General features: G+C 40.0%; 15 protein-coding genes. 11 read left to right on the forward strand and 4 right to left on the reverse strand.

Annotated features, from left to right (window positions below; all coding sequences use genetic code 11):
* Window positions 1–108 precede the first annotated feature (108 nt).
* The 5 genes from gldD (at window position 109) to FN756_RS13860 (ending at window position 5,390) form a co-directional block, all read left to right on the forward strand.
* On the forward strand, window positions 109–693 hold the full coding sequence (gene gldD, locus FN756_RS13840) for a gliding motility lipoprotein GldD (RefSeq protein ID WP_142604710.1): 585 nt from the start codon (window positions 109–111) through the stop codon (window positions 691–693).
* Between the two features lie 9 nt (window positions 694–702).
* Window positions 703–1,338, forward strand: coding sequence for an MBL fold metallo-hydrolase (locus tag FN756_RS13845; RefSeq protein ID WP_142604711.1), 636 nt, complete (start codon window positions 703–705; stop codon window positions 1,336–1,338).
* A 69-nt stretch (window positions 1,339–1,407) separates the two neighbouring features.
* On the forward strand, window positions 1,408–2,649 hold the full coding sequence (locus tag FN756_RS13850; protein WP_142604712.1) for an FtsX-like permease family protein: 1,242 nt from the start codon (window positions 1,408–1,410) through the stop codon (window positions 2,647–2,649).
* A gap of 199 nt (window positions 2,650–2,848) precedes the next feature.
* Window positions 2,849–4,984 (forward strand): elongation factor G, encoded by a 2,136-nt coding sequence (locus FN756_RS13855; protein WP_142604713.1) that lies wholly within the window; start codon window positions 2,849–2,851, stop codon window positions 4,982–4,984.
* 79 nt (window positions 4,985–5,063) lie between these two features.
* Window positions 5,064–5,390, forward strand: a complete 327-nt coding sequence (locus FN756_RS13860) for a YdhR family protein (protein ID WP_142604714.1) — start codon at window positions 5,064–5,066, stop codon at window positions 5,388–5,390.
* A gap of 146 nt (window positions 5,391–5,536) precedes the next feature.
* Here FN756_RS13860 and FN756_RS14530 read toward each other — a convergent pair whose 3' ends face one another.
* The 4 genes from FN756_RS14530 to FN756_RS13875 all read right to left on the reverse strand — a co-directional run bounded on the left by FN756_RS14530 (window position 5,537) and on the right by FN756_RS13875 (window position 8,310).
* Window positions 5,537–5,680, reverse strand: coding sequence for a hypothetical protein (locus tag FN756_RS14530; protein WP_185955298.1), 144 nt, complete (start codon window positions 5,678–5,680; stop codon window positions 5,537–5,539).
* A gap of 201 nt (window positions 5,681–5,881) precedes the next feature.
* Entirely contained in the window at window positions 5,882–7,726 is a 1,845-nt protein-coding gene (locus FN756_RS13865) for a S41 family peptidase (protein ID WP_185955299.1), read from the reverse strand.
* Between the two features lie 72 nt (window positions 7,727–7,798).
* On the reverse strand, window positions 7,799–8,086 hold the full coding sequence (locus tag FN756_RS13870; protein WP_142604716.1) for an ATP-dependent Clp protease adaptor ClpS: 288 nt from the start codon (window positions 8,084–8,086) through the stop codon (window positions 7,799–7,801).
* 11 nt (window positions 8,087–8,097) lie between these two features.
* The gene (locus tag FN756_RS13875) at window positions 8,098–8,310 is read right to left on the reverse strand and encodes a CsbD family protein (protein WP_142604717.1); all 213 of its coding nucleotides are present in this window, start codon (window positions 8,308–8,310) and stop codon (window positions 8,098–8,100) included.
* A gap of 264 nt (window positions 8,311–8,574) precedes the next feature.
* Between FN756_RS13875 and FN756_RS13880 the strand changes: the two genes are divergently transcribed.
* The 6 genes from FN756_RS13880 (at window position 8,575) to FN756_RS13905 (ending at window position 18,489) form a co-directional block, all read left to right on the forward strand.
* Window positions 8,575–9,750 carry an efflux RND transporter periplasmic adaptor subunit gene (locus tag FN756_RS13880; RefSeq protein WP_142604718.1) on the forward strand — a complete coding sequence of 392 codons (1,176 nt, stop codon included), beginning with the start codon at window positions 8,575–8,577 and terminating at the stop codon, window positions 9,748–9,750.
* Between the two features lie 77 nt (window positions 9,751–9,827).
* A complete protein-coding gene (locus FN756_RS13885; protein WP_142604719.1) occupies window positions 9,828–12,968 on the forward strand; it encodes an efflux RND transporter permease subunit in 3,141 nt (1,046 codons plus the stop codon).
* 5 nt (window positions 12,969–12,973) lie between these two features.
* Window positions 12,974–14,350 (forward strand): efflux transporter outer membrane subunit, encoded by a 1,377-nt coding sequence (locus tag FN756_RS13890; protein ID WP_142604720.1) that lies wholly within the window; start codon window positions 12,974–12,976, stop codon window positions 14,348–14,350.
* 238 nt (window positions 14,351–14,588) lie between these two features.
* The gene (locus tag FN756_RS13895) at window positions 14,589–15,284 is read left to right on the forward strand and encodes an OmpA family protein (RefSeq protein ID WP_142604721.1); all 696 of its coding nucleotides are present in this window, start codon (window positions 14,589–14,591) and stop codon (window positions 15,282–15,284) included.
* Between the two features lie 207 nt (window positions 15,285–15,491).
* Window positions 15,492–17,858 carry a S9 family peptidase gene (locus FN756_RS13900; RefSeq protein ID WP_142604722.1) on the forward strand — a complete coding sequence of 789 codons (2,367 nt, stop codon included), beginning with the start codon at window positions 15,492–15,494 and terminating at the stop codon, window positions 17,856–17,858.
* A gap of 61 nt (window positions 17,859–17,919) precedes the next feature.
* A complete protein-coding gene (locus FN756_RS13905) occupies window positions 17,920–18,489 on the forward strand; it encodes a DUF2911 domain-containing protein (RefSeq protein ID WP_142604723.1) in 570 nt (189 codons plus the stop codon).
* The last annotated feature ends 160 nt before the right edge of the window (window positions 18,490–18,649 follow it).

Here is an 18,649-nt window from a genome sequence, read left to right on the forward strand (position 1 = left end):
AGCGACAAGAGGAAATGATACCAATAATTAAATACTACCAATAACTTATAACTATTCACCACTAACTTATAACTTTAATAAGCATATTTGTCAAAAATCTGATTGAGCGTGAAAAGAATCGTATTGTTTGCAACACTCTTCGTTGGCGGTGTTTTAGTGTCGTGTCAACATGAGTCAGGCACACCTAAGCCCCGAGGTTACTATCGTATTGATTTTCCTAAAAAAGCATACAAGCATTACGATGAAGTCTGTCCGTACAGCTTTGATATCCCTGTATATTCAAAAGTAGCTCCTGATTTGTCAAAGAATGCCGAGCCATGTTGGATTAACGTCGATTTCCCTCAGTTTAACGGCCGCATTTACCTTACCTATCATCAAATTAAAGGCAAAGAAAGCTTGAACCATTTAGTGGAAGATACACGCAAACTGGCCTTTAAGCATACCATTAAAGCTACCGCCATCGACGAAAGCCTGATTGCAAAACCTGCCGAGCACGTATACGGAACCTATTACGACATCGACGGCAATACCGCATCCTCTTTACAATTTTACCTTACCGATAGTACTCGTAATTTTATACGTGGAGCTCTTTATTTTAAAAGTCAACCACGTATCGATTCCATAAAACCTGTTCTTGAATTTATAAGGAAAGATGTGGATAGGTTAATTGGTACATTTAAGTGGAAGAAATAATTAGTTATTATGATCACAGTAGAATCGCTTACATTTAATCCTTATCAAGAAAACACGTACATTTTACACGATGAAACCAATGAATGCCTGATCATTGATCCGGGTTGCTATAATGCCAGTGAGCAAAACGAACTGGTTAATCTCATCAAAAGTAAAAACCTAAAGCCGGTGCTGTTGATAAATACACATTGTCATATCGATCATGTGCTGGGGAATAAGTTTGTGTTTGATAATTGGGGTTTAAAACCTCATTTTCATGAACAGGAACAATGGATTCTGGATGCAATTCCGGGCTATGCCCCTTCAATGGGCATGCATTATGAACTTTCGCCCAAGGCCGAATATTACCTAAAGGATGGCGACATTATTAAATTCGGGAACGCTAAGCTTGAAAGTATTTTTACTCCCGGACATTCACCAGCAAGCCTTTCATTTTATAGTAAGGCCGATAAATTTGTAATTGCGGGAGACGTTTTATTTCATCAAAGCGTTGGCCGTACGGATTTACCAGGCGGAAGTTTTCCGGTGTTAAAACAAAGCATTGAAACAAGGTTGTTCCCTTTAGGCGATGAGGTGAAAGTATATCCGGGCCATGGCCAGCCAACTACAATTGGGTTTGAGCGTTTACATAATCCGTTTTTGTAATATTCAGCTGAAAACATCACTTTATAAAAAAGGATAAATAACTTAATAACGAATAACTCTACCTAAACATTGAATTTAGCACTGTACATAGCCAAGCGTTATCTTTTCTCAAAGAAATCGACTAATGCCATCAACATTATTTCGGGTATTTCCATGCTTGGAATCATGATTGGCAGTGCTGCGCTTATCATCATTCTTTCGGTGTTCAATGGCTTTGAGGAACTGGTTTTATCGCTGTACAATAAGTTTACTCCTGATATTAAGATTGAGACCAAGGTGGGTAAAACGTTTGACCCACGAACTGCTCCGTTCAGCGAAATAAAGAAAATGAAGCAGGTGGCTTATTATGTAGAAAGCCTGGAAGAAAAAGCGTTACTGCGTAATAATAACAGTCAATATATAGCCACAATCAAGGGTGTTAGTGATGATTTTCTTAAAACACATGCACTTGATTCAATGATTTTACGCGGCAAACTTGCGCTGCATGAAGGATCTCGCGAAGTGGCCATAGTGGGTAGTGGGGTTGAATATTTTTTAGGCTTGGACGTTAAAAATAGTCAACAGCCGGTTTCAGTGTTTTCTCCGAAGAAAAAAATCGCTTCAACCATAAACCCTGGTGCTAACCTAAATCGTAAGGAGATTTTTGTTTCCGGAGTATTTCAGGTGCAACAAGATTTTGATGATAAGTACATGCTTACTCCCATCTCTTTTGCACGTGACTTAATGGATGAACCTAACCTGCTTTCGGCGGTTGAAATTTATGCAACTAAAGGGACAAGTATAAGCAGGCTTAAAACACAACTATCGGCTTTATTGGGCGATCGCTTTACGGTTAAGGATCGCGTCGAACAAAATCAGTTATTATACAAAATTCTGAATTCTGAGAAATGGGCCGTTTACCTTATTCTTACTTTTGTACTCCTAATTGCCATTTGCAATATCATTGGTTCCCTAACCATGCTGGTAATTGACAAAAAGAAAGATGTTGCCGTTTTGTTAAGTATGGGTGCCGACTCCTGGCTCATTCGTCGCATTTTTTTACTAGAAGGCATGTTGATAGCGCTTGCCGGATCAATTTTAGGAATACTTTTAGGTTGGATATTCTGTTTGCTGCAACAAAAATACGGACTTATTAAGCTGAGCCAATCGGGTACGTTTATTATGGAGAATTACCCGGTTAGCATTCGTTATATCGACTTTCTGCTGGTGTTCGGAACGGTGTTCATTATTTCATTTGCGGCATCTTGGTTTGCCTCGGCAAATAGCGTACGAAATTTCTCAAGTGTACGCGAAGATTTGAACGAACAGTAGGTCGTTTTGAGAGATTGAGCTTTTAAATTATAGCGCCTCGGATTTTAACGCCTGAGGCGTTTTTTATTTCGCCTAAGTTTCATTTTCTCTCAAAAAAAAATTAACTTAATAAATTGATAACCATCGTGTTGGATTCTATAAACACACTCCAAATGTTCTCAAACTATTCACTCTATATTGCCACTCTAAATCTATCTCTATGAAAACCTATGACGAAAAACACATTAAAAACGTGGTACTGATCGGCTCTGCGAAAAGCGGCAAGACCACTCTTGCCGAAACCATGTTGTTTGAAGCCGGTATTATTAATCGGCGTGGAACTATAGAAGAAAAAAATACCCTTTCCGACTACCACGAAATTGAGCACGAACGGGGCAACTCGGTTTATGCAACCACCCTGCATACTGAATGGCGTGATTATAAAATCAACATCATTGACACTCCCGGATTAGATGATTTCATTGGAGAAGTGATATCTGCTATAAGCGTTTGTGATACGGCGGTAATGCTGCTCAACGCACAATATGGTGTGGAAGTTGGCACTGAACTCATTTGGGACTATGTTGACAAATACGGCAAACCGACTATTCTCGCCATTAACCAGCTAGATGCTGAAAAGGCAAATTTCAATCAGACCATTGAAGACGCCAAATCCTTTTTTGGTCCAGCGGTAACGGTGATGCAGTATCCGTTAAGTACAGGCTCTACTTTTAACAGCATCATAGATCTGTTGAAAATGGTGATGTATAAATTCCCTGAAAATGGAGGTAAGCCTGAAAAACTGCCGATTCCTGATAGTGAACAAGATCACGCAAATGAACTGCATAATGAGTTGGTAGAAAAGGCCGCAGAAAATGATGAAGAGTTGATGGAACACTATTTCCAAAAAGGCAATCTGGATGAAGATGAGTTACGCCAGGGCTTGAAGATAGGCATGATGAAACACCAGGTTTTTCCAGTATTTTGTCTTTCAACTCGTAAAGATATGGGTGCAGGACGAATGATGGGCTTCATCGATAATGTGGCGCCATCCGCCATTGAAATGCCTGAGGATTTTACTGAAGAAGGACAGGAAGTTGCATGCGATCCGGCAGCACCCACCCGTTTATTTGTTTTTAAAACTTTGGTTGAGCCACATTTAGGCCGGCTTTCTTTTTTTAAAGTAATTGCAGGAGAGGTTGCATTGGGAATGGAGCTTCAAAATGAAAAAACAAACACTACTGAGCGCATTGCTCAACTGTTTATAGCCGATGGTAAAAACCGTAACCCTATTGATCGCTTAAAAGCCGGTGATATTGGCTGTACCTTAAAACTGAAAAACACTTTAACGAATCATACCTTAAACGGTAAAGGAGCGAAAGGAAATATTGACCCTATTCATTTTCCAGCACCTAAAGTCCGGATTGCCATTGTGGCTAAAAACAAACAGGATGATGAAAAGTTAAGCGAGGTGCTTAATGAAATCCACATGGAAGATCCCACCATTGAGATAGAATATAACCGCGAATTAAAACAAATCATTTTACATGCCCAAGGTGAACTGCATTTGGCAGTCACGAAATGGAGGTTGGAGCATATCTATAAAATGCAGGTAGAGTTTCAAAAGGCTAAAATTCCCTATCGCGAAACCATTCAAAAGCCGGCAAATTCTTCTTATCGACATAAAAAACAATCGGGTGGCGCGGGACAGTTTGGTGAAGTGTTCATGAAGATTGAACCTTATTATGAAGGCATGCCTCCATTTAAAGAGTTCCCGGTGCGCGATTCCGAAACACATGAACTGCCATGGGGCGGCAAACTGGTGTTTAATAATTGTATAGTGGGAGGAGTAATTGATGCCCGTTTTATTCCGTCTATTCTAAAAGGGGTGTTGGAAAAAATGAGCGAAGGGCCTTTGACGGGCTCATACGTGCGTGATGTGCGCGTAAGCATTTATGATGGCAAGATGCATCCGGTTGACAGCAACGACATCTCCTTTAAAATTGCAGGCACCATGGCTTTCCGTGATGCATTTCATCAGGCAGAACCACAATTGCTGGAACCGATTAACGAAGTAGAAGTTTCAATCCCTGATGCCATGATGGGTGATGTGATGACCGAATTACAAGCCAGAAGGAGTATGATTATGGGCATGGAAAACGAGCACGGCTATCAGGTGATTAAGGCGCGCACTCCGCTTGCTGAACTGGATAAGTTTTTTTCTACCCTAAAAAATATAAGTCAGGGCCGGGCAAAAGTGCGTACCCAATTTGCTGACTACGCTCCGGTTCCCGCTGAATTACAAAAACGCCTATCAGAAGAGTATCATAAAACGGAAGTGGCCGAACTGCATTAAAAAATAGTTGAGTTAAAAGTCATTACGTAGGATGCATTTCCCTGATTTAATCTCTTACAATTATTAAAAATTATTAATTATGGCGCAGAAGATTCTTGTTACCAACTACACTTATAGTGTTTCCCGTGAGGAATTTGAAAATATGGCTAATCAGCTTGCCCATGCATTTGCAGATGTACCAGGATGTCTTTGGAAGATATGGCTGATTGATGCTGAAAAAAAAGAGGCAGGAGCTGTCTATTTATTTAGTGATGAAGAATCATTAAAAAAATTCAAATCGAGCCCATTAGTTGCTTCGGTACTTTCTCACCCTGCATTAAGCGATTTTGATTTAAAGGAAATGGATATACTATTGGAAGTGAGTAAAATAACGTATGCACCATTAATGGGAAAGACAACGGTTTAAATCAATCTTCTTCCGAGGTATTAAAAGCCGGGGTTTTCAATTCAACTAAAAAGCCGCTGCAAATTGTTTACTCAATCCTCAGCGGCTTTTTTAAGGGGTAGTGAAGTAGTTCATTCCGTTAGAAATATCGAATTTCCATCTATCCATTATTGGGTACCCACTTTAGGCTTATCGAACCATGCAGTCGTCCAACCTGCCGTAAGCGTGTTAAAATTGGCGCCGACACGAATGATGGCACCTGTACTGAAAGCAATCTTCAATCCGTTTCGCTTTCCAACCGGCAAAGCCAAAGTACCACCAATGCGTGAGTTTTTTGACCGGTCATCTTTGTAAGTATTGTTGACAGATGACTGACCACCGGTGTAATAAGTGTACTGTAAATTTCAGTACCTGTTGCATAAAGGTTACCTAGTTATGCATTAGATAAATTAACTGAAACAAGGTATTAAAATAGAATTGTCTCTTGAGTTTTCACACTGATTACTACAGGCTTAAAACACAATGTGCTTACCTTTGGCTTTGGGCAGTTGGCTCTCATAAAGATGATCTTCCGAACGCTTTTTTTTAGAATCGGAATCGGTGCCTAAAGAGAAATTATTTGGCGTTCTGGATCTGGAAGAGTTTGCCTCCGAATTATCGTTTTTGCCAATTGTTTTATAGGGTCCTGCTCCTTTTAAAATGGATGAGTAAAGGTTCTTTTCGTTAATTACACGCAGTGCCTCTTTGATTTCACGGTCGTACCTGAACGATGATTCGATACGGCCACGTTGAAAGTAGTAGCGCGACATAATTTCATTCTCCAACACCTGTTCAATTTCATCTTTGTATTTTGACAGATCTTCGCTTTTATTATGATCTACGCGGTTTTTCAGTTGAGTATAGTGTGAACTAATTTGATCGTAATACTTTTCTTTTTCAGTAGTTTTCTTCAACTCATCTAAAATACGTTCGCTTTTTGGAGTATAATCAAAACCCTTGTTGCTTAATGATTTGACAAAAGCCAGGTAATCATCTTCTTTTATGGAGAAATCACGTGGGTTACGTGCATTATTATTACGATGACGGTATTCAGTTGCGTAATCAAAAATGAGGTTTTGGTCGACGAGCGCCGTTACCAGGTTGCTATAGTAATAAGGTTTAACCAAAACGTCCGGGCTGATGCCTCTTCCATCGTACACAATACGACCACCTTTAGTTTTAAACTCAGTAATTAATGAATCAGCGATGTTTACAGCTGCTTCTCCAGATTTACGATGCAGGTAATCAATTTTTTGAACACAACGACCACTAGGGGTGTAGTAACGGGCAACGGTTATTTTTACTAAAGAATTGTAAGGTAGTTTAAACGTTTGCTGAACCAGGCCCTTGCCAAATGAACGCTGACCAACAATAACACCACGGTCCAAATCTTGCATAGCTCCGGCTAAAATTTCAGAAGCTGAAGCGGTACCGTCGTCAACAAGCACTACAATCGGGATATAAGGGTCAATCGGATTTGCGTTAGCGTGGTAGGATTGAGTGTTAGCAGCCGAGCGCCCTTTCTGAGTGACCAAAACCTCGCCTTTAACAATAAAAAGGTTAAGAATCTTAACTGCTTCCTGCAAAATACCGCCGCCGTTTCCACGCAAATCGATGATTAAAGAAGTAATGTGATCATTCTTTTTCAGGTTAATAAAGGCTTTCTTAACTTCATTACCGGCGTTTTCAAGGAATCGATCGAGTTTTATGTAACCTACTTTATTATTAACAACGCCGTAATAAGAAACATTCGGAAACTTAATGTCCTCGCGCTGCAGTTTTTTATTTACCGGGCCGCCGCTGCCGTCACGGTAAACGGTAAGGATAATAAGTGAGTTTTTTTGTCCTTTGAGCAGATCGCTGATTTGCTGATTATTTTTGCCTGCCAAATCAACGCCGTTAATGGCAATGATCTGATCGCCGGCACGTAGATCCGCTTTTTGAGCAGGAAATCCTTCGTAAATATCAGAAACGTAAGTTCTATTATCTTTTTGGAAGATGAGCGCTCCAATACCACCGTATTGAGAACTTATGTAATTCATTTTAAAATCCTCAATACCTGCTTCAGGGATGAATTCAGTGTAAGGATCAAGTGAAGTGAGCATGGCATCGATTGCTGTTTTAGTAACCTTTGACGGCTCTACACTTTCTACATAACTAAGATTAATTTCTTTGTAGATGCCTGAAAAAATGTCCAGGCTTTTAGTTACTTCAATGTTTTCTTCAACTACCTTAAAAGAAATTAATACAAAGCCAATTACGCCAAGCGTAAGCAGTGTTTTTTTAGGTGACTTGAAAAATAATTTAATCCTTTTCATCGTGCCTTGTATATCACCTAATCTAAATAAATTAATTTCAAAACTAAAAAATAAGCATTCGCAAGGAGTTTGCTAATCAATGCTTACCGTTAGGCCTTTAAGTTTGAGGATGTTGTAATATTCAACCAGGTTTTTTCTTTGCCCTTCGAGCAAAATGTATTTACCGCGAGTATGCACAATCCAGGCAATGCCCTCAGCTTCATCGTATGTTTTTTTAATATAACGTACCAAACAGCCAATTACGTGCTCGAATGTGTTAAAGTCATCGTTCCAAAGGATAAGCTTTTTAGAGAGCCCTATCTCTTCTTCGACTGCAACAAGTTCCTGTTCTAAAACTTCCTCTTCAACTGTTGCTTGCATGATATTTTTGTTTATAAACGGTTATTATCAAGATTGCTTTGCATTTTGCTCAGCATAAACTCTACATAAGTCCGGTCTTTGTTGAGCAACTTCATTAAACGCGTAACCAGCTCTTCTTCTTGGCCGTTAACGTACGTTAACTCATCGTCAGTTAAGTTGTTGTATTTTCTTTTGATCTTCGTTTTGATTTTATCCCAGTTTCCGTTGATAACCAGATTGCCCATTATGTTTCTATTTTATGCAAAAATAAGAAAGCTGAACGGTTATCACAATGATTAATTGAAAGGGTAAAGATGTGTAATCGATCGGGCCTTCCATTCATAATGCTGTTGACTTATCATAATGCTGTTGATAGTTAAAAAAACACGAACAAAACCTTCCTGAAAAAGCAGTGGTCAAACTCAGGAGTATTCACAACCAACTGAAAATTAATTTGTTGTGTTTTATAAATGGTTTTTTTTAGTTAACTTTCTACAAATAAGAATTTCATGAAACTCTCTACTTATTATTTCCTCTTACTCCCCTCTAGACTTCATCATTTGATTTGCATTCATTTGGCTATAGCCTTCTTTTTAGCTTTACCATCTTGTAAGAACCCTCAACCCAAAGCACTTCCTCCTCCACAGGTTTCGGTAATAAAGGCCATTCAAAAAGATGTACCCATATATGAAGAATATGTGGGTCAAACCTATGGGCTATCCGATGTTGAGGTGCGTTCTCGCGTTGAAGGCTGGGTTACCAGTTTCAATTTTAAAGAAGGTTCACCTGTAAAAAAAGGGCAATTACTATATACCATTGAAGATATTCAGTATAAAACAAAAGTTGACCAAATGGAGGGCCAACTCGCTCGGGCCAATACAGAGTTGGTACGCGCAGAAAATGAGTTGAACAGAGTGCGGCCGTTAACTCAAATGAATGCCTTAAGCCAAAAAGATCTTGATAATGCCACGGCCCAATATGGTGCAGCAAAAGCACAGAAACAATCTGCTGAAGCCGCATTGCAAAACTCAAAGATCGAGTTGGGCTACACCCGGGTTTATGCTCCTATTGGGGGAATTATTGGAATTTCAAACGTTCGCGTGGGTGATTATGTAACCAGAAGTCCCGGAGCTGGAACCCTCGCCACGATATCGCAAATCCAATCTTTACGGGTACGGTTTCAATTGAGTGAAACAGAATATTTACGCCTCCAGAGAAAAATCGCCAAAGGTCAACTCAGCAGTGAAACCCGCGACGTAGATATTATTCTACCGGACAATTCCATCTATCCCCAAAAAGGGGTTATCAACTTTGCCAACCGGCAGATTGATACTGAAACAGGCACAATCACCATAGAAGCAACAATCAACAATCCTGACCAACTACTCCGACCAGGTTTATACGTAAAGGTGAAATTTCTATCCGATTACTTTCCTAATGCAGTTGTAATTCCTCAGAATGCTGTAATTCAACTTCAAAGTATATATCAGGTATTTGCCGTTCAGAAAGATAATTCTTTAAAGGTAAAGGTGGTGGAAACCGGACCAAGGGCGGGCGATGGATGGATCATTACTAAAGGAATTCAGCCAGGAGAAAGAATCGCAATTGTAGGAACACAAGCATTGACTAACAATACCAAGATTGAGCCCGTTGAAACAAAATGGCCGAAAAGTACTACGGATTGAAAGGTTTAGCTTTTACATCTGTTGATAACTATTTACAGTTCACTGAATAACTTATAACGGATAACATACAACTATCTATGAGTGAATTCTTTATCAGACGCCCCATTGTTGCCATGGTTATATCCATTCTCATGGTTATACTGGGTTTGATCACTCTGCGCAGTACTCCGGTTTCGCAATATCCTGATATCACACCTCCGATGATTCAGGTTACTACCACTTACACAGGAGCTAATGCCGTAAATGTTGAGCAGGCTGTTGCAACCCCAATCGAACAGCAAGTAAATGGCGTGGAGCAGATGCTATACATGAAATCGATCAATGCGAACGACGGATCATTGACACTACAAGTATCATTTGAAGTAGGAGCAAATCTTGATAATGCCAACATGCTTACTCAGAATAGAGTTTCTCAGGCCGGAGCTAAACTCCCTGTTGACGTTAAAAATTTTGGTGTTACGACAAAAAAATCATTGGTTTTTCCGCTTTTGCTGGTTTCACTTTCTTCTCCCGACGGTCGATACAATTCCTTGTTCCTTAATAATTATGCGAACATCAATATTGTTGATCAACTGGCCCGCATACCCGGAGTTGGCCAGGTAAATCTTTTCGGGGGATATGATTATTCCATGAGGATATGGCTCGACCCGGCTAAGTTAGCCAAGCTCGGCCTTACCGCCAATGATATTATTAATGCGGTGAAACAACAAAACGCCATTACTCCAGGGGGGAAATTCGGGGCCCCACCAACCCCTCCCGGCGTTGATTATAGTTATGCCGTAAAGCTTCAGGATCGTCTGACAACAGAAGAAGAATTCGGCAATATCATTATTAAATCAAGTAAAGAAGGTGCTATTGTTAAATTGAAAGATGCAGGGCGGATTGAACTTGGCACCGAAAATTACAATTCATATAGCCGGCTTAATGGTAAAGAGGCGGCAACACTCGCTATTTATCAACTTCCCGGCTCTAACGCGCTGGATGTTGCTGAGAAAGTTAAAACTACTGTAAAGCAACTTTCAGAACGCTTTCCTGAGGGATTAAAATACGATGTTTCATTAGATACAACAGCGGCTATTTCTGCGGGCATAGACGAAATTGTGCATACGCTTTTTGAAGCTGTGGTATTGGTAATTTTAGTGGTTTTCATTTTTTTACAAGATTGGCGAGCTACGCTGATTCCCCTGCTCACTGTTCCGGTGTCGCTTATCGGCACTTTTATTGTATTTCCTCTTCTCGGATTTTCTGTAAATGTACTTTCATTGCTAGGGTTGGTTTTAGCCATTGGGCTGGTAGTTGACGATGCCATTGTTGTAGTTGAGGCTGTAATTCATAACATTGAACACGGCATGGATCCTAAGGCCGCAACCAGCAAAGCAATGAAAGATGTAGGTGGTCCGGTTATTGCCATCGCACTTATTTTGGCAGCTGTATTCATACCTGTAGCTCTTGCAGGAGGCATAGTAGGTCGTTTATATCAGCAGTTTGCCATTACAATTGCTATTTCTGTAATTTTTTCAGCCTTTAATGCCCTCACCCTCAGCCCGGCATTAAGCGCCATGCTCTTAAAACCCAAAAGGGAATCGAAGGGCATATTGGCAAGATTCTTCAATAAATTCAACATTCTGTTCGACAAATTCACCAATCAATACCTCGGAGCGGCAAACTTTTTCGCCAAAAAGGCTATTCGTTCTATTTTCTTTATTGTCATTATTACTGTTTTAACAGGCTTAATTGGCAGTCGCATACCCGGAGGGTTCGTTCCGGAGGAAGACAATGGCTATTTCATGCTTAATGTTTCATTGCCGGATGCAGCTTCGCTCGAGCGATCAGATAAGGTGGCTAAAAAAGTGGAGGCCATACTTAAAAAAATTGAGGGTGTTGAATTTTATACCACTGTAATGGGCTATAGCATGGTTACTCAGTCCTATTCTACAAATAGCGCCTTTGTGTTCGTTGCCTTAAAGCCATGGCACGATCGCTCTAAAACTGTGTTTGAGTTGATGAAGGAAGTAAATTTAGCTTTTAAGAAAAACATAGCAGAAGCTAACGCCGTGGCATTCGGGCCTCCTCCTATTGTGGGATTAGGAACAGGAGCGGGCTTTACCATGATGTTGCAAGACAGAACCGGACAACCGCCTCAATACCTTGCCCAACAAGCCAAAATTTTTATGGAAGCTGTGAGCAAAAGACCGGAGATTGGCAGGATTTTTACACTTTACAGGTCAAACGTGCCACAAAAAAGGATAACTGTTGATTTTGAAAAGGCAGAAAAGTTGGGGGTTAATATAAATGACCTTAATAGTACCATTTCGGCCTACCTGGGCAGTGCATATGTAAACGATTTTAACAAATTCGGACGGCAATACAAAGTGTATGTACAAGCCGAACAAGAATACCGGCTTGACCCTTCCGCTTTGAATCAATTTTTTGTTCGTTCTAGTAATGGAAGTATTCTTCCGGTAAGTACACTTGTTGCTGTTAGTGATACTACCGGCCCAGAGTTCACCAACCGTTTTAACATGTTCCGCGCCGCTGAATTATCCGGCATTCCTGCAGAAGGTTACAGTTCGAGCCAGGCAATAACGGCGCTTGAAGAAGTTGCCAAAGAGGTATTGCCTAAAGGAATAGGGTATGAATGGAGTAACATGTCGTATCAGGAAAAAGCGGCTGAAGGTACGGCAGGAGTAATGTTTGTGATGGCTTTGGTCTTTGTATTTCTGATTCTTGCGGCACAATATGAAAGTTGGAAACTTCCATTTAGTGTTCTTTTAGGCACGCCTGCGGCTGTCTTTGGCGCTTTTTTGGGACTTTGGGTGTCCGGCTTTTTTAGTAATAGTTATGTGAACAATGTTTTCGCCCAAATCGGTTTAGTGATGCTTATCGGTTTGGCCGCAAAAAATGCAATACTTATCGTTGAATTTGCAAAGGAAACTCACGAAAAGGAAGGCAAAGGATTGTTTGATTCGGCACTGGAGGCTGCAAAACTTCGTTTCAGGCCTATTTTGATGACCGCTTTTGCTTTCATTTTAGGTGTTACTCCGCTGTTAACGGCTACCGGAGCCGGAGCTGAGGGCCGCAAAGTAATGGGTATGGGAGTATTTATGGGAATGCTTATCGCAACCATTTTAGGCGTTTTGCTAGTGCCTGCATTTTTTGTTTTCATAGAAAATATAGGTAAAAAGAAGAAGGTGGATAATGAAAATTCTAATATCTAGAGGCCATGAAAAAATTATTTTCATTTATACTAATTAGCCTTTTGGTTTCCGGCTGTTTGGTTGGCCCTAAATATAGCAGGCCTGTAGTAGGCCCGCCCGCTGTTTATTTGAATGATTCTATAAAGACGGACTCTATTACCAATTTAAAGTGGTGGGAAGTTTATCAGGACACCGTGTTACAAGGCTTAATCCGAACCACATTAGCTCAAAATAAAGATCTGCTTACTGCAGTAGCCCGGGTTGAAGAAGCGAAGGCTGTCTACGGATTTACTAAAGCGAATCAATTTCCATTTGTTGATTATTCTGCAAGGGCAGGTGTTACCAAGGTTAATGAAAATGCATCGCAGTCAGGTATTGGATTTGACGGGAATCTATTTTCGGTTGTCGGAAATGTATCATGGGAGCTCGATCTTTGGGGCAAGCTAGGCCATGCCAACCGCGCGGCTTGGGCTGATTTTTTAGCAACAGAAGAGAATCGCCAAGCGGTTATTGTTAGTTTGGTAGCCCAGGTAGCGCAGTTTTATTTTGCCATTCGTGGCCTGGATGATCGCATAGAGATTTCTAAAAAGACTCTTAGATCACGTTCTGAATATTTGAAGATCATCACACTAAGGTTTGAAAAGGGAGAAGTTGCTGAACTCGATAAATTGCAAGCAGAGCAACTAGAATATGAAGCAGCTGCTACTATTCCAAGCCTTGAACGTGAACTGTCAGGGGTCGAAACAGCACTGAATGTATTATTAGGTCGTTTGCCAGGAAAAATTAACCGTGGCTTGCAAAATGTAACTCAACAGCTTCCTCCAGATATTCCTACCGGCCTACCTTCTCAATTATTGCAAAGAAGGCCGGATGTGCGTTTCGCCGAACAAAATCTTATTTCTCAAACCGAGCAAGTAGGGGTGGCGGTAGCCCTTCGTTTTCCGAGCCTTAGCTTAACCGGTTTTGCAGGGCTGGCCAGCTCCGATCTTAGTAATTTGATCGATGGCAATTCATTTGTCGGATCAATTACCGGTCAACTTGCAGGCCCAGTCTTTAGGTTTAATCAAAACAAGCGGAGAGTAGAAGCTGCCAAGGCCCGGGCCAAACAGTTCGCTTTCCAGTATGAACAAAGCGTATTGCAGGCATTTGGCGATGTTGAGTTTTCTTTGGCGCAGGTTAGCACTTATAAAAGAGAATACTCGGCCAGAAGCATGCAGGTGATTGCTGCCACTAAAAGTCTTGAGCTTTCAAAAGCTTTGTATGACAACGGTTATACGTCTTTCCTGCAAGTATTAGATGCAGAAAGAAATTTATACGACGGAGAATTGGTTCAGGCCTTAACTAAACAAAACCAGTTGATCGCTACGGTGCAACTTTACAAAGCTTTAGGCGGAGGCTGGTAAATTCGTTATTCAAAAAGCTTTTTTCAGCTCTTTTTGTTAAACTCACTGCAGAACTTTCGCTCTTAGAGCACATTATGATCCTCCCCAATTGCCAAAATCACCCAAAGGCGTATATTGTTACCTGTTTGAAAAGAATTATCTTTGCAGAGAACATGACTTTAAAACATGTATGAAATGCTCAACAGTTGTTAATCAAACAACAATTCATCTCGCTCAATTATAATTTTAAAATAGAAACATGAAAAATAAGTCGTTAAAATTTAGTGCTCTTGCATTGGCATTTTTATTAGCCATTTCGTCTGTATTACCTTCTTGTAAAAACATGACAGGAACCCAAAAAGGAGCAGCAATCGGAGCTGGAGCAGGAGCAGGTGTGGGTGCCTTAATTGGTAAAGCTGCAGGAAACACCTTAGTTGGAGCTCTTATCGGTACCGCTGTGGGTGGTACTGCTGGTGCTTACATTGGCAAGTACATGGATAAACAGAAAAAGGAAATTGAGGAAACGGTTCCTAATGCTAAAGTTGAAGAAGTAAATAACGGAGAAGCTTTAAAGGTTACATTTGATTCAAAAGTATTGTTCGATATCAATAAGTATGCACTCAAAGATCAGTCAAAAAATGCGGTTAAACAACTTAATGAGATTCTGATTAAATACCCTGATACTGAAGTTAAAATCCTTGGTCATACCGATGATACCGGTAAGGATGATTACAATATGAAGTTGTCGCAACAACGTGCAGATGCTGTTAAAGATTATGCACTTTCTTTAGGCGTGAATGCTAAAAGATTAACAGCTATCGGTTATGGCGAGTCACAACCAATTGCCGATAATACAACAGCAGAAGGTCGTACTGAAAACCGTAGAGTTGAGTTTTTGATTAGTGCAAACGACCAGTTGAAAGCTAAGGCTAAACAACAACAATCTCAGAGATAAATCAATTCGCTAAAGAACAGGAAAAGGCAACCCCACAAGGTTGCCTTTTTTGATTAAATCAGTTTCTTCAAAAACAATTTCATAAATTAAACCAACGCAAAATTTAGAGCTTCAAAACGACTATACGGTTATTTATAGTTCTTTTGTGTTTTAAAAGGCTCACAATATTTACATAAATAACCAACATTCAATATCCACATAATTCTTATGAAAAAAATCCTGCTGTCTTGCTCTATACTTTTTAGCTTATCTGAATTTGCTATTGCTCAACAATTGAGTCCACTTTCGGTTGAAAAAATAATGCGCGATCCGCAATGGATCGGGGTTTCGCCAAGCAATGTATTTTGGAGTGATAATAGCAAAACCATCTACTTCAACTGGAACCCTGAGAAAACAAAATTTGACTCTTTGTATTCGGTTGAGGTTGGATCAACTACAATAAAGAAGGTTCCTGCCCCGATACGAAGAGAACTCTCCCATAAAGGCGAATTCAATAAATTACATACAAAAAAGGTAGTTGAGCGAGGTGGCGATATTTTTATATTAGATATTACAACTGGTTTATCAAACCAAATAACCAACACGAGCGAACGTGAAATTTTGCCTCGTTTTTCGGGTGATGGCAACAGCATTATCTACATGAAAGGAGATAATTTATTTTCCTGGTCGATGAATGATGGCCACATAGCACAACTCACCAACTTTGTAAAAGGTAAAAAAATAGCTGAAGCCGAAAAATTAACTGATCAATATAGATGGCTAAAGCAAGATCAGCTGTCAGAGTTCCTAGTACTGGAACAACGTAAAGATGCTAAGAAAGCCCACGAAATAGCACGCAAAGCTGATCAGCCTAAACGCCTTCGTGAAATCTATCTGGAGGACCGGTCGGTTGATGAACTCACCATAAGCCCTAACGCCGATTTTATTACTTACAACTTACTTACTAATGCAAATGATAGAAACACAATTGTTCCTAATTATGTAACCGAATCAGGCTACACGGAAGAATTGCAAGCACGAAGCAAAGTTGGAAGTCCGCTTGTTTCGTACCAATTTTTCATTTATGATGTGAAAAAAGATACCTCCATTGCGGTGCAAGTGGTACAAATTCCGGGTTTATTTGATTTGCCCGATTACATAAAAGATTACCCAAAACAGAAAGCCGAAAGGGAGAAAAAGCATGAACCTCGGAAAGTAGTTTTCCATGGCCCGTTTTGGAGTGAAGACGGGAAAAACGCTATCGTTGAAATTGGTGCACAGGATAATAAGGATCGTTGGATAATGCACCTTGATGCGGCGACGCGTAAACTTACTCTGATTGACCGTCAGCATGACGATGCCTGGATTGGAGGGCCAGGGATTGATGACTGGACCGGGGCCGGAACAATGGGATGGATTGATAATCAAAACTTCTATTATCAAAGTGAAGTATCAAGCTTTTCGCATTTGTATTCAATAAATATTGCCAGCCGAAAGAAAATTCAACTTACATCAGGCAATTGGGAAGTGCAGGATGTACAACTTTCACATGATAAGCAGAATTTCTACATTACAGCGAACAGGGATCATCCTGGAGTAAAAGATTTTTATCGTTTAGCTGTGGCAGGTGGCAAAATGATAAAACTAACCTCAATGAAAGGAAATAATGAAGTGCAGTTATCTCCCGATGAAAAATGGCTGGCTATTCGATATTCCTACACCAATAAACCTTGGGAACTTTTTCTTCAGGAAAACAAGGAAAGTGCACAGCCTATTCAAATCACTCACTCTCTTTCCGATGAATTTAAATCATACAATTGGCGCGACGCCGAGTTGATTAACTTTAAAAATCGATATGGAAATGTAGTGTATGCAAGGTTATATCGACCGGCTATTCAACATGGCAGTAAACCGGCTGTAATATTCGTACACGGAGCTGGCTATTTGCAAAATGCTCACTACTGGTGGAGTAATTATTTCAGAGAATACATGTTCCATAATCTATTGACGGATGAAGGATACACGGTTTTAGATATCGATTATCAGGGAAGTTCAGGCTATGGACGAAACTGCCGCACAAATATTTATCGGCACATGGGAGGCAAGGATCTTAGCGATGAGGTAGATGGCGCAAAACTGTTAGCCGAAAAATACAATGTAAATCCGAAAAAGATTGGGATTTATGGTGGTTCATACGGTGGTTTCATGACCTTGATGGCTATGTTTACTCAGCCTGATACATTTGCTGCCGGCGCAGCTTTGCGCTCAGTAACTGATTGGGCACATTATAATCATGGCTACACCTCCAATATTTTGAACGAACCTGTAAATGATAGTATCGCTTACAAACGCAGCTCTCCAATCTATTTTGCAGAAGGTTTAAAAGGACCTTTATTAATGTGTCACGGAATGGTTGATGTAAATGTTCATTTTCAAGACATAGTTCGCTTGTCGCAAAGACTAATCGATCTTCATAAAAACAATTGGGAATTGGCGGTATTCCCGATGGAAGACCATGGCTTTGTAGAACCAAGCAGTTGGGCTGATGAATACAAACGAATCTTCAATCTTTTTGAACAAAATCTTAAAAAATAATTTATAAAAAGAAGTTAATGAGAGTGGTAAGATTTTTTACATTTGCCCAAAATCCAATTTAATGACAAAAATCAAACTTCTTTTAGTTGCATTAACAGCTTTTGTTAGTAGTTCAGCTTTAGCTCAAAAATCCGATAGTATTCAGGTAGTTCCGGTTGACAAATCAGTTGCCGATATTGCTTATTACCCTTCTCGTATTCCATTTGAACGTGACACAAACAAAACGCCATTGGCAAAGGTAATTTATTCTCGCCCGTTGAAAAATGGCAGGGAAGTATGGGGAGCGTTGATAAATTACGGCCAGGTTTGGAGAACTGGAGCCAATGAGTCGACAGAGGTAAAGTTTTATAAAGATGTCACTATAAACGGAACGCTAATAAAGGCGGGCGCCTACTCAATATTTACTATTCCTGACAGAGATAAATGGACCGTTATTTTGAATGCTCAAACTGATAAATGGGGCGCCTATTTTTATGATAAATCTAAAGATGTTGCCAGAATACAAGTTCCTGTTAAAAGTTGTGTAAACCCGATTGAGGCATTTACCATTTTATTTAAAGACGATAAAGACAGTGCAAAAATGATTATGGCCTGGGACAAGACCTATGTTGAATTACCACTGAAGTTTTAAGGCATTGTTGAATAAAAAGAAAAAGGATCGCTTAGTTTTAAGCGATCCTTTTTCTTTTATAGTTTTGTAGCGTCCTGAAATAAGTTGACACAAGACGTGTTAACTATATGAAAGATCAGGAATTTAAGGGTTATCAAAGAAAGACTCAAAAAGATTACAG

The organism is Solitalea koreensis, from assembly GCF_900182575.1.
Lineage (GTDB): Bacteria > Bacteroidota > Bacteroidia > Sphingobacteriales > Sphingobacteriaceae > Solitalea > Solitalea koreensis.

Bases quoted from the DNA above. Each gene is read 5' to 3' on its own strand.
- FN756_RS13845 (WP_142604711.1), top strand. From the start codon at position 703: ATGATCACAGTAGAATCGCTTACATTTAATCCTTATCAAGAAAACACG.
- FN756_RS13855 (WP_142604713.1), top strand. From the start codon at position 2,849: ATGAAAACCTATGACGAAAAACACATTAAAAACGTGGTACTGATCGGC.
- FN756_RS13860 (WP_142604714.1), top strand. From the start codon at position 5,064: ATGGCGCAGAAGATTCTTGTTACCAACTACACTTATAGTGTTTCCCGT.
- FN756_RS13865 (WP_185955299.1), bottom strand. From the start codon at position 7,726: ATGAAAAGGATTAAATTATTTTTCAAGTCACCTAAAAAAACACTGCTT.
- FN756_RS13870 (WP_142604716.1), bottom strand. From the start codon at position 8,086: ATGCAAGCAACAGTTGAAGAGGAAGTTTTAGAACAGGAACTTGTTGCA.
- FN756_RS13875 (WP_142604717.1), bottom strand. From the start codon at position 8,310: ATGGGCAATCTGGTTATCAACGGAAACTGGGATAAAATCAAAACGAAG.
- FN756_RS13880 (WP_142604718.1), top strand. From the start codon at position 8,575: ATGAAACTCTCTACTTATTATTTCCTCTTACTCCCCTCTAGACTTCAT.
- FN756_RS13885 (WP_142604719.1), top strand. From the start codon at position 9,828: ATGAGTGAATTCTTTATCAGACGCCCCATTGTTGCCATGGTTATATCC.
- FN756_RS13890 (WP_142604720.1), top strand. From the start codon at position 12,974: ATGAAAAAATTATTTTCATTTATACTAATTAGCCTTTTGGTTTCCGGC.
- FN756_RS13895 (WP_142604721.1), top strand. From the start codon at position 14,589: ATGAAAAATAAGTCGTTAAAATTTAGTGCTCTTGCATTGGCATTTTTA.
- FN756_RS13900 (WP_142604722.1), top strand. From the start codon at position 15,492: ATGAAAAAAATCCTGCTGTCTTGCTCTATACTTTTTAGCTTATCTGAA.
- FN756_RS13905 (WP_142604723.1), top strand. From the start codon at position 17,920: ATGACAAAAATCAAACTTCTTTTAGTTGCATTAACAGCTTTTGTTAGT.